Source organism: Paenibacillus brevis (assembly GCF_018919145.1).
In the GTDB taxonomy this organism is placed as follows: Bacteria; Bacillota; Bacilli; order Paenibacillales; family Paenibacillaceae; genus Fontibacillus; species Fontibacillus brevis.
The window spans coordinates 165,772-179,786 of record NZ_JAHLQJ010000008.1 but is presented as its reverse complement, the minus strand read 5'-3'; the positions used below and the strand labels follow the sequence as shown (position 1 = coordinate 179,786).

Sequence of the window (14,015 nt, the reverse complement as noted above, 5' to 3'; positions counted from 1 at the left end):
CACTCCTTCCGAACATGAACTTGCATCAGGATTGATGATTGCTTTGATCTTGAGTTCCGTTGCCGCTAGTACCGCTTTGTGTCAACGAGCCAGCCTTCAATGCCTCCTGATTCTCCCAATACAGGTCGGAAATAATCTGGGCCAGCACTTTTGCTGTCCGTTGGAGTTCTTCCTCCGTATTGTCGATTCCGCCAACTTCGATCAGGATGCTTTGCGGTGACAGAGACTGATTGTATTCGCCATTCCCCTGCGAACTCGTCTTGCCCCAGATTCCTCTTGAAATCCCCGGATAAGCTGCCTCCAATCGATCATGAATCTTATTCGCAAAGGATTCGTTCTTGCGCCAATTTTCATTACCATGTCCAATGATGAAATACACCTGGGCGTAGGAAAGGCCCTCGATCGTGGTTGTCGTCTTATCATGCCGCTGTGAATCGCGATGAATATCAATGAAGTATTCCAGCATCCCGTTTTCAGCCATCGCAGTCTTTACCGTCTCTCTGGAATATTTATATGAATAGTTATAGTTGTAATTACTAACTGTAGCTGCATAGTTCTTGAACGAATGCAGGGTAGCAATCCCTAAGCGCTCCAACTCTTCGGCCATAAACTCGCCGACCAATCCGACATTTTTCTTTTCTTCCGCTGAGCTTGGATTATCTATATTGGTCCCGAGAATAGGATTGTAGGATTCCTGGGGATGAGAATGGTAGATCATGACGACATTTTTGTAGCCTGGCTGGTTTGCCGGCTGCTGATCAGGATTGGTTGGCGGTTGATTCTGTCCATCCGTCCCCGCCGGGGGGATGTCATTCTGGTCCGGGTCAGTTGTCCCTAAGTCAGGTTCTGAATGCTCGGGAGCCGTATCGGATGCCCCTGAGCCGGGATGATAATCCTCTGGCGCCTGTACGGTCTTATTTCCTGAACCAATGCGAAGCAGTACGGGATTGTCCGCGCCGAGACCCGGAACCTCACGGGCTACCAGGCTTTTCGGATCCGATGGATTTACGTCCGTCAACAATTGGAAGACAAACCGGGAGACCTGTCCGGCAGATATTGCTGGACTGTCCGAATCGCCTCCTGAATGCGGGAGCTCCATGCCTACCATTTGGATGAAGAATTGGCTGGACAGCGAAGCCGCCAGCCCCTTCATCGACGATACGGGAGAGGTATGCAGGTGCTTTTCTGCGATCCCGAACGTACCCAATAGAACAAAAAAGACAACCGACATCGCTGACATTAATAAAAAGGTGCGTCCCATTACAAGCCCCTGCAGCAGATTCGCTCTGATTTTCCCAACATTCCATGCTCTGAACTTCATTATGTGTTATCCTCCTCCAGCCAGTATGCTTAGGCTCTGATCTCATATACTTCAAATCTATGAACCTATCGGAGAGGATAGAACTTGCTATTATCATAAAAAAGAAGTTCGCGAGAATGCGAACTTCATAGAGAGTTAGTGGGTGTAGGCGGATACGTTTTCCTGATTAACCGCCTCGTGCAATGCAAGATTCAGGCCGTTGGCAATTACGTTCGCGATATCTTCAATAAACTCGTCGATTTCTTTAGGCGTCACGATCAGATCGTGACCCAGCGGCTCCAGCACCTCCTTGACCAATCCCAAGCGTTCGCTTTCGCTTAACTCGGTCAATAGTCCAAGAATTTGCTTGGTCTGCATCTGTTGTCCGTCATCCTGCTCCTGATCGAAATGGGTCTTCATCATATCGAATACATTGTTCACGATGGTGGAAGCATAGCACACGGTGGGTACTCCGATGGCGATACAAGGCACTCCGAGAATCTCACGGGTTAACCCGCGGCGTTTATTCCCTATGCCTGATCCCGGATGGATGCCGATATCCGCAATCTGGATGGTCGTATTAATCCGTTCCAGCGAACGGGAGGCAAGCGCATCGATAGCGATAATGAGATCTGGCCTTGTACGATCCACAATCCCTTGCACAACCTCGCTCGACTCGATGCCCGTAATTCCCATCACTCCGGGAGCAATCGCGCTGACCGGACGGTAACCCGGAGATACCTGATCCGGAGTCAGCTCGAAATAGTGGCGGGTGATCAGCACATTTTCAACGACAAGCGGGCCCAGTGCATCCGGTGTTACATTCCAGTTCCCGAGCCCGACAATAAGAGCCTTCGCTCCTTTGGCAATACCAAGCTTGTTAAGAAAGCCGCTGAATTCTTTGGCAAACGCTTCGGCTACCTTATCCTGCAGCTCACTGTCCTGACCCCGCAGTCCGGGGACCTCAATGGTAATGTAATGTCCTTTGATTCTGCCAAGCTTGGCTGAAGCAGCTTCGTCCAGCACATCAAGACGGGTAACCTTAATGCCATCCTGCTCGTCAACCTGCTCGTGAATTCCAGGGAGCGGCCCGCCATGGATAGTCTCGGCAAGCTCTCGGGATTCCACAGCCAGATCGGTGCGGACCGAGTATTTTTGCAAATCCAATGTCATTGCTCATGCCTCCTTTTTTCTTGCTCGCAGCTATAGTTTGCGGGACAGCGCAAGCGATTATTCACGTTTAATTCCCCTTTAGGGCCTGCCGAATTGTTTGTAGGAACTGATTGCAATTTGCTGGGCATCGTGATAAACTATTTTAAGTTGTGAATCATCTGGGATGATATATGCTTTACAGGAGGTGAATGCAATGCCAAACATTAAATCCGCAATCAAACGCGTAAAAACGAATGACAAGCGCCGTGCGCTGAACGCTTCGCAAAAATCCGCTCTTCGTACTGTTGTTAAAGCTGCTGACACAGCTCTGGCTAACAATGAAGTGGAAACTGCGAAGTCTGCTTTCGCCGCTGCTTCCAAAAAATTGGACAAAGCCGTTACTAAAGGTTTGATCCATAAAAATGCAGCTGCCCGCAAGAAGTCCCGCTTGGCTAAAAAATTGAACGCCCTTACGTCGCAAGCGTAAGCGTCGCTATTTATAAACTTAAGCTCAAAAAGACCTGAACGATAATCGTTCAGGTCTTTTTGAAGATATCAGCAAGTATAAACTTCGGAGCATTAGCTCCCTGATATCGCAAGAAAAACCTCCGCTAACCGCGGTCTGTCTTCCATGCAAGTACGTCGATAGACGTTTTTCTTATGAGTTCGAATATCCTCTTAAGCGCCCAGTTTGAGCAAAAACAGCTCCAGCCCCAGCACCTTATCAATTCCACCGCTCTTCATTTGGTAATCAAGCTGCGCAAGATCCGATAAAATCCCCTTAAGCCGAGAAGGCTCAAACTTCCTAGCTTGTTCACCTGCAATCTTAACCGCATAAGGATGCAGGCCCAGCTGTGAAGCAATCTGTTGCTGCGAATAGCTCTGTCTCGCCATATCCTTCACCTGAAGCATAATCCGGAACTGCCGGGCAATCAGAGATGCAATTTTGATGGGTTCCTCCCGCTGCTTCAATAATTCATAGAAAATATCCAACGCCTGTTCAAGTCGGAGGTTCGCGATATGCTCAACCATGACAAATACATTCTGCTCCGTCGTCTTGGCAACAAGCTGTTCAATAACCGCAGAATCAATCATTCCGCCTTGTCCGGCATATAGACAGAGCTTGTCTATTTCAGTAGCCAACGGGGACATCTGGACGCCTACCGTCTGAATTAACGCCTCAGCCGCCTCGCGGCCGATTCGGCTGCCTCTCTTCTCAACCTCCCGGATCACCCAGCTTGTTAATTCGCTGCCGCCCAGTGGCATAAAGGAAAGCACCGTGCCCGCCGCTTTTACAGCCTTGACGATCTTCTTACGCTCATCCAGCTTGTCCCCCTGCACTAAAAAGACAATTACACTGTGCTCAGCCGGATTGGACAGATAAGACGTCAGCGTCTCAAGCTTATGTTCGATCTTGCCGTTATCCTTCCCTGTGCCAAACAGCGACACATCGCGAACCAGAATCAATTTCCTCTCTACAAGAAAGGGAAGCATCTCGGCTTCTTCCACAATCATCTCAATCGGCGTATCAGCCAAGTCATAGGATGCAAGCGAGAAATCCCGCTGCTCCGGATCCGTAATCTGCGACTGCAGCAGGCTAACGAATTCCTGAATCTGATATTTCTCCGTACCATAGCATAAATAAATCGGGGCAATCTGCCCTTGTTTGATTTGTTTCAGCACTGTCTTGACGTCCATCATGCAACTCCTTCAGGTTTCTAAGAACATGCTCAAATACCTATAAGCTGGCCTAAGAAGGGTACGCTGCTGGGGGGCAACGTGGCTTCTTTCCAACTTATCTAGTCTCTATGATACTGTGAAATGGCGGATTCGTCCAAGCCTTGCATGAAAAGCAACAAAGGAACCCTCGCTGTGCGAAAGTCCCTTTGTCCCAGAGCATCTATATAAACGCAGGCCGGAAGGCTCTAGAAACAATCCCGCCTGCGGTCATACGACGTTCAGGGTGTAGCTCTTTACCGTAGCTATATAAGATGAATTAAATGAACGTGTGCGTGGATAAGGCATAAGTGTGCTATGTGCTGTAGAAGCGGCAGCGCTCGCAAGCACATTACATACGTTGCCCCCAAGATACACAATCTTCAGTTCAGCTTATATAGATATAACCTATTCCATATCTTCCGAAAAGGTGCCACCGTTTGGGGCCCGTTTTCTTTATCTCTGTATTTTTAGCGAACAGGCTGAAGGGTATAGGAAGCAGATACTCCGTCTTTCTCTACAATATAAGTAAAGACTGTCCCATCCTCAGACCACTCGCCGCTAATCCACTCGCCTTCTACAGGCAAGTCCGTAACAACGGTTGAGCTGTCGGACTCATTCCGGTACAAATACAAATGTTCATCCAGATATTTCACCAGGAAGAGTCCATCCGGAGAAGGCCACTCATTTAACATTGCAAACCCGGAGATCCCCATCATTATTCTTTCGTCCTGCACATCCGACTCCTGTTCAGTAATGCCGTCATTCTTCTGGAGCAAAGGAGCATCAGCTGCGCTTTCATCACTTACGGCACCGTCCGAACCGCCAGCGCGGTGTCCGGCAGACGTATCTTCCTTGTTGGCTGACCTCTCATTTTCCTGGCCAGTCGACTTTTGTCCTGAAGAAGACGATGGGCTCTTCTGATTCGAGGCCGGGGAATCCGGCTGCTCCGGAGCTGCCCCCGTCGAATGGTCAGAACCAGCAATCGGACTGCTGTCCGCCGTGCTGCGTTCATCTGAAGAAGCTGACTTATTGTCAGATGCCTCAGACTCTGGATCTGTTGATGTGGCATCCTGAGCAGCTTCTTCCTGCTCACTGCCGGCTGTCATATTTTGTGCATCCGACGACTGCGCTATATCCTGAGTAGAGGATTCCAACGAAGCTGAATTCTCACTCGTGTCCATTACGGAATAAGAAGCTATCTCAGCATCGCGAACGGTACGCGGCTCTACCTGATAAATGAACACACCCAAAATCACTGCTGCCGCCAGACCGAACGCGCCTGTGCGATAAGCACGGCTGCGGCCCGAGGTCCGCTCGCGCCGGCGATTGACCGGTGCAGCTGCCATTGTCGCGGCAGGGATCTCCTCGGATGCGCTGCCCTCTTCCCGGCGACCAAGATCAAGCGCCTCAAGCTGCGGGAGAATCGCATCGACAAGGCTGTAACGCGGGGCCAACACCGGAAGCTCCTCCAATTGGGCAGACAGCTCCTTGAGCATAGCGAACTCTTCTTCACAATCACGGCAGCTCTGAATATGCTCAAACAGTGCCGAGCTCTCTTCCTCGCTCAGATCATGGTCGATATAACGATGCATCCATTCCACCGCCTCCGAGCATTTCATCCTGATACACCACCTTTCTGATAATCTTGAAGTAAGTGCTGAAGCTGCTGCCTGGCTCTGAACAAATAGGATTTCACCGTATTCAGCGGCAGATTCAGACTATCGGCTATTTCATTGTAAGAGAAGTCCTGCAAGTACCTCAGTACAACGACCATTCGATGCTGTTCGGGTAATTGGTCAATCGCCTCCCGGATATCTTGAGCCAGATAACCGGACATTACCTCGCGTTCTACGCTTTCCTTTCCCTGAAAGACCATTTCATGCTCATCAATGGATACGGTCGGCTTAGCCCGGCGAAATTTGTCGATACAGATATTTGTTACGATTCGTTGAACCCAGGTCTTGAACTGCGCCTTCTCCTCATAAGAATCAATTTTTGTATAAATGCGGATAAGTGCTTCCTGCGCAGCGTCCATAGCATCCTGTTCATTTTTTAGAATGTAAAAGGCCGTAGTATATACATGATTCTCAATTTCTCGCAATAGGGTGATTAGAGCGTCGCGATCGCCCGATTGAGCGGCTCTGACGAGTCCTTGCTCCACCACAAAGGCTCCCCCTCTCTTGCAACCTTACAGACGGGATCGTCCCGAAATATGTTGCAATGTTGTTACTATTATTTTTGATAAATTCCTGATTAACTCACCTTAGAATATCAAAAAAAATAGATTGCGTCATCCGCAGGCTGCTGGAAGATCAGTACGCTTCATTTAAAGTCTGCCACTTGCTCCGAACGTAGAGTTCCCCCTGTAGAATTCTGAACTGGATTCCTCCGTTCAAATCGGTCCGATAAATCTGGCTGCCTGTTGCTTCGAGCCGTTCGACAACACTGCTGTTAGGATGACCATACACGTTTGACCTGCCCGCTGAAATAACAGAAACCCTAGGCTGCACTTGGCCCAGCCATTCCTGTGTGGAGGAGGTCTTGCTGCCATGATGAGCGACCTTCAATATATCGCTTTGAAGCTGAAAGCCCTTGATTGCTTGACTCTCCAGCTTCTCCAAAATTCGCCGTTCTGCCTTAGCATCCATGTCTCCCGTAAATAGAAACGAAACCCCATCCATAGTTAGCCGGAACACTACGGATCGCGTATTCTGATCCTTAGTATAAGGAAAATTCGAGGTGATACGTTCATCCTCCGGAGCCAGAAATACAAGCCGGGTTTTCTGGTCAGGCTGTAATACTTGTCCTGTTTTGACTGCATAAATGGGGACATCCTGTTCTAAAGCCGTCTTCATGAGCTGATTCATCGTTGCCGAGTCCGCAAGACTGCCATTAAGAAAAATCATTCCAACGGGGTAGCTGTCCAAAACCGCCTGCAAGCCGCCGATATGATCCTGATCTCCATGGGTCAGCACCACGGCATCCAGCCGGTGAATACCCCGCTTTTTTAGCAGAGGGACAAGCGTCTTCTTACCTACCTCAAAAGGGTCTTTGCGCTGCCGCCAAGTATCGCCGGATTTTCGGAAAGTGACGGTTCCCCCGCCGTCTATCAGAATATGAAGTCCCTCAGGCGTTGTAATTAATGCACTATCCCCTTGTCCGACATCCAAAAATTCAACATACCCGGTTCCTTGGCGATAGTCAGACTGGAAGCCGGCATAGAGAAGAACCCCTATGATAGCTGCGGCTGCCAGCGATATTCCGATATCGCGCCACGATCGGCGGGGCTCATTGAAGAAGGGGAACGGACCGGGTGCTGAAGCTGGCCCTGCATGATGATCTGGGTAGGACGGAAGCGGGGCCGTATCCTCTTGCGCCAGAAGGCTGCCACGATTCCGCTCCCGTTCCTTCGCTGTACCTGCTTCCCGTGACAAAAGCCAATACAGCACAACGTAAAAGGAGAGAATCCAGAGCAACGAGGGAGATTTCCAATACGTCATAGACCCCATCCAGCTATTCAGCCACTCTGTGATAATAAAGGTTAAGCGATTGAGCTGAATTACCGGGTAGGCAATAAAGCGGGCAAGAGGCATCCAGATCAGACCGACCAGCAGAGCAGCCGTTCCTCCCGGAAGCGAAACAAGACTGACCACTGGAACAAGCACCAGATTTGCTGCCAGGGACAGAATCGAGACCTGATTAAAATAAAAAATCGTCAGAGGGAAGGAGACCAACTGGGCCGCAACAGTAATGGCTACTGCAGAGCGAAATCGACTAGGCAGCCATTTTAGCCATGGCATAAGCAACGGTACAAACACGATTAAGCCGGCGGTTACGGCAAAGGACAGCTGAAAGCTCACATTTACAAGTAAGTAAGGGTCCCAGATCAGCATGACCAGACAAGAAGCGGAGACTAGGTGGAGACCATCCTTCAACAGCCCTCTGCGGAGCAAATACAGTCCCAGCATAGTCATCATTCCGGCACGGATAACAGAAGGGGTAAATCCTGTCAGCAGAACATAAAACGGAGTGAAGCCTAACGCTAACATCTGCGAGGTCTCTTTAGTAAGCCTGCACAACCGGCAAAGCCCCAAAAGCAAGCCAATATTGATAGCCACATGACTTCCGGATATCGCCAAAATATGACTAAGCCCCAGGTTCGTAAATTGAGTGTATTTATCAGGCTCCAGTTCATCAGCCAGGCCGATCAGAAGCCCTTTCATATATCCGCCCTGCCAATCCGGGAATAACGTATCCACCTTCGCCCCAAGCGCTTGCCGGAGCTGATCAATATTGCTAAGCAGCTGCGGGGTTCCCCAGCCTCCGGCACGATTCGATTGCACTACTTCCGAAGCACCCTTAACCTTCAGCAGCCAATGTATCCGCTGATAGCGGAGGTAGTTCCTGTAGTCGAAGCCGCCATAATTGCTGGATATGCCAGGCCGTTCAAGCGCCCCTCGAATCTGAATTTCCTGTCCCCTTCCCCATAAGGATGCTTCGTCCAGTTCCTCTTTCTTTGCCAAAGTTACCTGCACCAGAACTCTCTCGCCGTCCACATTAGACAGCTTCTTCTCGGCAGGCAGCAGATCGGTATCAGTGTGCCCAAGGGCCAGCTCGACTTCTCCCTTCAAACGGAGCGTAAAGGTTACCCGGTCGCCATCGATGTCCGGAGAAGTCATAAGGGTGCCTTGCATGGCAGCCGTTGTCTTGTCGGGAAGGACGGATTGCCTTATCTCTTTATACGAATCCGACAGCTTGCTAGTGTTAAGCTTGTCCTGAACCATCCAATATCCGGCAGCCGCCGAGAAAACAACCCCTAAAATCAGAAGCTTCTTCCAGGACAAGGAGCATATTAACCCGTAAAGCGGCAGCATCAGCACCATGCCTGCCCATAGCAGCCAGAACTCCGTTCCTTGCAACAGACAAGCGGCTGTGCTGCCCGCAATCCAAAAGCAAGCCGCCTGAACCAAAGGTCTCTGCTTCATAGTGAACCTTCCTTTTTCGTTCAAAATAAAAAGAACCTCGCCTGTCTTTTAGACAGATGAGGTCCTTCCTGCATCTTAATCAAAATTTTAATCCTGAATCATGACTACGGTCTCCGGAGGAGGAGAATAGGTGTCCAGCCTTCTGAAGACGATGCCTTTTTGCTGCATCATTGCCGTTACCTTTCCCGTATCCTTCGGATAAGGGCGGTGATACACGATTTCTGTAATTCCGCTGTTCGCCAGCATGTTGGCACAGGTCCAGCAAGGCTCATCCGTAACATAAACGCTTGACCCCTCCCGATCTACCCGATCCGTGAACAGAAGCAGGTTTTGCTCCGCATGAATCGTCCGGATGCATCTTTGCTTCTTGATTACTTTTTCCTGGCCTTCTACAACGGTAACCTCGTAATCCTCGGCGATCATGCACCCGGCCTCCAGACAATCGGGCACGCCGGACGGGGCACCATTGTATGCCGTGCCCAGCAGCTTCTTGCCCTGTACCAATACAGCACCCACATGTCTGCGGCTGCAGCGTGAGCGGGTTGACACCATATAAGCAATATCCATGAAGTAGGTATCCCAATCTTTACGCGTCTCCGGACTTATCATAAGCAAATTCCTCCATTCCTACAGCCCGATATGCGGCTTCATTTTTTCCAGCATCTTATCTCCAATTCCCTTGACCTTCGTTAAATCCTCCACGGTTTTAAATAATCCATGAGAAGTTCTGTATTCAATAATAGCCTGCGCTTTCTTCTCTCCGATGCCTGGAATCTCCATTAACTCTGCCATTGAAGCTGTATTAATAGAAATTACATTGGATACTGCAGCCGCATTCTCTAATTGAGAAGTCTGTAACGGCAGCGTAACTGCCGTCTCGGCAGGGGCCGGTGTTTGGATCGTATCCGTAGTAGCAGGCACGGCCTCCGGTGGAGTCGTTGTCTCGACTTGCGGCTCGGCAGCCGTCTCTTGCAGCGATACAGCAGCGGCAATCTCCATATTCAGCGGAATCCAGTCATCGATAACCCGGTCTTGGCGGTCTCCAGCCGCAAACCATACCAGTGCTGCTCCTACCATCGCCGAGATCAGTGATGTTATGACGTACCCTTTTCTAATCATTGGCATCCCCCGACCTTAAAATTTCCATGAAATAAGTCATGAATATGCATTCTGTGAGCATAAACCTACTATATCAGGTTATATATTACGAGGTTGCATACGGAAGGGGGAACAAGGATGAAAGTAGCCTTCATCGGAACTGGATCGATGGGAAGCTTGCTGATTGAAGCTTTCCTGCGTTCCGGTGCGTTGCACCCGCATTTTATTTGTGCCAGCAATCGTTCCCGGGAAAAAGCAGACGGGCTGGCCAAGCGTTATCCAGGACTGCAAGCCGTCAGCAGCAATGTGGAAGCCGCTGCAGGGAGCCAGATTATTTTCCTGTGCGTAAAGCCGCTGGATTATCCGCTTATTCTGGCTGAGATCGCTGACGTGCTGGATGAAAGTCAGATCGTCGTGTCAATAACAAGTCCTGTCCAGATCGAAATGCTTGAAGGAAGAATTCCGTGCAAAATTGCCAAGATTATTCCGAGCATTACACACTCTGCCTTGTCCGGGGCATCGCTATGCATTTATGGACAGCGCATATTGCCCGAGGATCGCTTATTGCTTGAACAACTAATGTCGTCCATCAGTGAGCCCGTAGTGATTGATGAATCCGAAACGCGGATAGCATCGGATATCTCGAGCTGCGGTCCTGCCTTCATTGCCTTCATCCTTCAGGAATGGGCCGAGGCCGCTGCGAGACATACCGGCCTCGAGTATCACCACGCGATAAGGCTTGGTGCAGAAATGCTGCATGGCACAGGCAAGCTGCTTACCGGGAGCGGCTTCTCTCCGGAAGAGCTGCAACGCCGGGTAGCGGTTCCCGGGGGAGTGACCGCCGAGGGAATCGCTGTGCTAAGAGTCCGTCTACAGCATGTGTTCAGCGCACTGATCGAGACGACACACCGCAAATATGAGGAGGATCTAAGCAAGCTGGATCAATTGTTTACAAAACAGGCAGGTCAGGTCTAGTTCATCCCATTGAAGGATGTACGCCTGGCCTGCCTGACCGTGCTTTAACCTACTACAATGTTAACCAGTTTACCCGGAACAGCGACAATCTTGCGGACTGTCTTGCCTTCTGTCGCCTGTTTGACATTCGGCAATCCCAGGCTGTACTCCTGCATGGCCGCTTGATCCATATCTTTGGAGATCTTCGTGCGCTCCACGATTTTGCCGTTAACCTGCACCACGATTTCAACCTCGGCATCCACAGTCCACGCTTCATCATAGACTGGCCAAGGCTCATAAGAAATGCTTTCTTGATGTCCAAGACGCTCCCACAGTTCCTCGGCCAGATGCGGAGCCAACGGAGACAGCATTTGCACGAAGCTCGCTGCTGCCGCTTTTGGTATAACCTCGGTCTTGTAGGCTTCATTAATGAAGATCATCAGTTGGCTGATCGCTGTATTGAAACGAAGTGCTTCCATGTCCTCCGTGACCTTCTTAATCGTCTTGTGCCAGGTCCGTTTGAACTCGTCACTGCCGTCCCCGTCCACAATTTTGGCATTCAGGCTGCCGTTTTCAGCAACAAACAAACGCCAGATCCGGGCCAGGAAGCGATGCGTGCCTTCCACACCGTTAGCATTCCAAGGCTTGGTCGCCTCCAATGGTCCCATAAACATTTCATACATCCGCAAGGTATCTGCACCGAATTCGTTGACAATCTCATCCGGATTAATTACGTTACCGCGGGATTTACTCATTTTCTCATTATTCGTTCCAAGGATCATCCCTTGGTTTACCAGCTTGTGGAACGGTTCCTTCGTCGAGACCACGCCAAGGTCATACAGCACCTTGTGCCAGAATCGGGCGTACAGCAGATGGAGTACCGCATGCTCCGCACCGCCGATATACAGATCAACCGGCAGCCATTCCTGCTGCTTTTCCTTTGAGCAAAGCTCTTCATTATTATGCGGATCAATATAACGCAGGTAGTACCAGCAGCTTCCCGCCCATTGCGGCATGGTATTCGTCTCGCGGCGTGCTGGCAGGCCAGTCTCAGGGTCGGTCGTATTTACCCATTCCGTCACATTGGCAAGCGGAGATTCTCCCGTACCCGATGGCTTGATTGCATCCACATCAGGCAGAACGAGCGGCAACTGATCCTCAGGCACCGGCTTCATCGTTCCGTCTTCCAGATGCAGAATCGGGATCGGCTCTCCCCAATACCGCTGACGGCTGAACAGCCAATCGCGCAGACGATAGGTTACTTTTCCCTTTCCTTTACCCTTTTCCTCAAGCCAGACGATCATCTTCTTGATGGCCTCTTCATTACGAAGACCGTTCAGGAAGTCGGAATTGACATGCGCTCCATCCCCGCTGTAAGCTTCTTCGTCCAGGTTACCTCCGGACACTACTTCAATAATTGGCAGCTCGAACTGCTTGGCGAATTCGTAGTCCCGCTCATCATGACCCGGAACAGCCATAATGGCACCCGTTCCATAGCCAGCAAGCACATAGTCGGCAATCCAGATCGGCAGCTTTGCGCCGTTGGCCGGATTGACCGCATAAGCACCCGTGAATACGCCGGTTTTTTCCTTGGCCAGATCAGTCCGTTCCAGATCGCTCTTGCGGGCGGCTTGATCCTGGTACGCCTTCACTGCAGCTGCCTGCGCCTCTGCGGTAATATGAGCCACGAGCTCATGCTCAGGAGCCAGAACCGCATAACTGGCACCGAACAAAGTGTCAGGACGAGTCGTAAATACCGTCAGCGTCTCTTCGTGTCCAGCGATAGCAAAGACCACTTCAGCTCCTTCGGATTTGCCAATCCAGTTGCGCTGCATATCCTTAATGCTCTCCGACCAGTCCAGTTCTTCCAGATCCTCAAGCAATCGTTCTGCATATTCGGTAATTTTAAGCACCCATTGGCGCATTGGCTTGCGTACAACCGGATGGCCGCCCCGCTCGCTCTTGCCGTCGATGACTTCTTCGTTTGCGAGTACGGTTCCAAGTGCAGGGCACCAGTTCACAGGCACTTCAGCTACGTAAGCAAGACCCTTTTTATAGAGTTGGATAAAAATCCATTGTGTCCATTTGTAATATTCAGGATCTGTCGTACTGATCTCACGATCCCAGTCATAGGAGAAGCCCAGCGATTTGATCTGGCGTCGGAAGTTGTTGATATTTTTGACCGTAATATCGCGCGGATGTTCTCCCGTATCAAGAGCATGCTGCTCCGCCGGCAGCCCGAAGGCGTCCCATCCCATCGGATGAAGCACATTGTAGCCGCGCATCCGCTTGAATCTGGACACGATATCAGTAGCCGTATAGCCTTCCGGGTGACCCACGTGAAGTCCCGCGCCGGATGGATAAGGAAACATATCAAGCGCATAAAATTTCGGTTTTCCTGCTTCTTCACGAGTCTTAAAGGTCTGGTGCTCATCCCAGTAAGCCTGCCACTTTGGCTCGATCGTCTGAGCCTGATACACATCATGCGATGTTTGCTTCTCTGTCATTTCTAGTCCTCCCTAGAGTACATAATTCAACCCAGCTATCGAAGGGAATAAAAAAAACCTCCCGATCCTTAGCGTATCATCGCTAGGGACGAGAGGAAGTTTCCCGTGGTACCACCCTAGTTAGCGTCGGACATCCTTTGTCTAACGCTCCCTTTACACCCTTAACGCGGGTAAAACGATGATGGTTCGCATCATCACTCCGAGGCGAGTTCATTCTTATTCCCCAACCGGCTTGCACCAGACCGCCGGCTCTCTGGGTGGCAGAACTTGAATTACTACTCCTCATCATTGCTTCTGAAT

Annotated in this window: 11 protein-coding genes and 1 other annotated feature; of the genes, 2 read left to right on the top strand and 9 right to left on the bottom strand. The window is 50.4% G+C overall.

Annotated elements, in window-relative coordinates:
* Nucleotides 1–25 precede the first annotated feature (25 nt).
* Together KQJ23_RS11275 and gpr are read right to left on the bottom strand one after the other, a co-directional pair.
* Nucleotides 26–1,321, bottom strand: a complete 1,296-nt coding sequence (locus tag KQJ23_RS11275; protein WP_216478978.1) for a stage II sporulation protein P — start codon at nt 1,319–1,321, stop codon at nt 26–28.
* Nucleotides 1,322–1,456: 135 nt separating this feature from the next.
* Entirely contained in the window at nt 1,457–2,473 is a 1,017-nt protein-coding gene (gene gpr, locus KQJ23_RS11270) for a GPR endopeptidase (protein WP_216478977.1), read from the bottom strand.
* Nucleotides 2,474–2,666: 193 nt separating this feature from the next.
* Here gpr and rpsT point away from each other — a divergent pair, with 193 nt between their 5' ends.
* A complete protein-coding gene (gene rpsT / locus KQJ23_RS11265) occupies nt 2,667–2,939 on the top strand; it encodes a 30S ribosomal protein S20 (protein WP_216478976.1) in 273 nt (90 codons plus the stop codon).
* 191 nt (nt 2,940–3,130) lie between these two features.
* Here the strand turns inward: rpsT and holA are convergent, their stop codons facing one another.
* The 6 genes from holA to KQJ23_RS11235 all read right to left on the bottom strand — a co-directional run bounded on the left by holA (nt 3,131) and on the right by KQJ23_RS11235 (nt 10,275).
* A complete protein-coding gene (holA, locus tag KQJ23_RS11260; protein ID WP_216478975.1) occupies nt 3,131–4,150 on the bottom strand; it encodes a DNA polymerase III subunit delta in 1,020 nt (339 codons plus the stop codon).
* 488 nt (nt 4,151–4,638) lie between these two features.
* Nucleotides 4,639–5,790: an anti-sigma factor family protein gene (locus KQJ23_RS11255; RefSeq protein WP_216478974.1), complete on the bottom strand. Its 1,152-nt coding sequence runs from the start codon at nt 5,788–5,790 to the stop codon at nt 4,639–4,641.
* Nucleotides 5,787–6,335: an RNA polymerase sigma factor gene (locus KQJ23_RS11250; RefSeq protein ID WP_216478973.1), complete on the bottom strand. Its 549-nt coding sequence runs from the start codon at nt 6,333–6,335 to the stop codon at nt 5,787–5,789. Before KQJ23_RS11250 ends, KQJ23_RS11255 begins: the two co-directional genes overlap by 4 nt.
* 148 nt (nt 6,336–6,483) lie before the next feature.
* Complete coding sequence (locus tag KQJ23_RS11245) at nt 6,484–9,156, bottom strand: ComEC/Rec2 family competence protein (protein ID WP_216478972.1); 2,673 nt, start codon at nt 9,154–9,156, stop codon at nt 6,484–6,486.
* 87 nt (nt 9,157–9,243) lie between these two features.
* A complete protein-coding gene (locus tag KQJ23_RS11240) occupies nt 9,244–9,762 on the bottom strand; it encodes a deoxycytidylate deaminase (RefSeq protein WP_044480028.1) in 519 nt (172 codons plus the stop codon).
* A gap of 21 nt (nt 9,763–9,783) precedes the next feature.
* Nucleotides 9,784–10,275, bottom strand: coding sequence for a ComEA family DNA-binding protein (locus tag KQJ23_RS11235; protein WP_249529685.1), 492 nt, complete (start codon nt 10,273–10,275; stop codon nt 9,784–9,786).
* Nucleotides 10,276–10,392: 117 nt separating this feature from the next.
* On the opposite strand from KQJ23_RS11235, the gene comER reads away from it, so the two are divergent.
* Entirely contained in the window at nt 10,393–11,229 is an 837-nt protein-coding gene (gene comER, locus KQJ23_RS11230; RefSeq protein ID WP_216478970.1) for a late competence protein ComER, read from the top strand.
* 44 nt (nt 11,230–11,273) lie between these two features.
* Here the strand turns inward: comER and leuS are convergent, their stop codons facing one another.
* The gene (gene leuS / locus KQJ23_RS11225; protein ID WP_216478969.1) at nt 11,274–13,715 is read right to left on the bottom strand and encodes a leucine--tRNA ligase; all 2,442 of its coding nucleotides are present in this window, start codon (nt 13,713–13,715) and stop codon (nt 11,274–11,276) included.
* Nucleotides 13,716–13,796: 81 nt separating this feature from the next.
* Nucleotides 13,797–14,013: a binding site (T-box leader), on the bottom strand.
* Between the last annotated feature and the right edge of the window lie 2 nt (nt 14,014–14,015).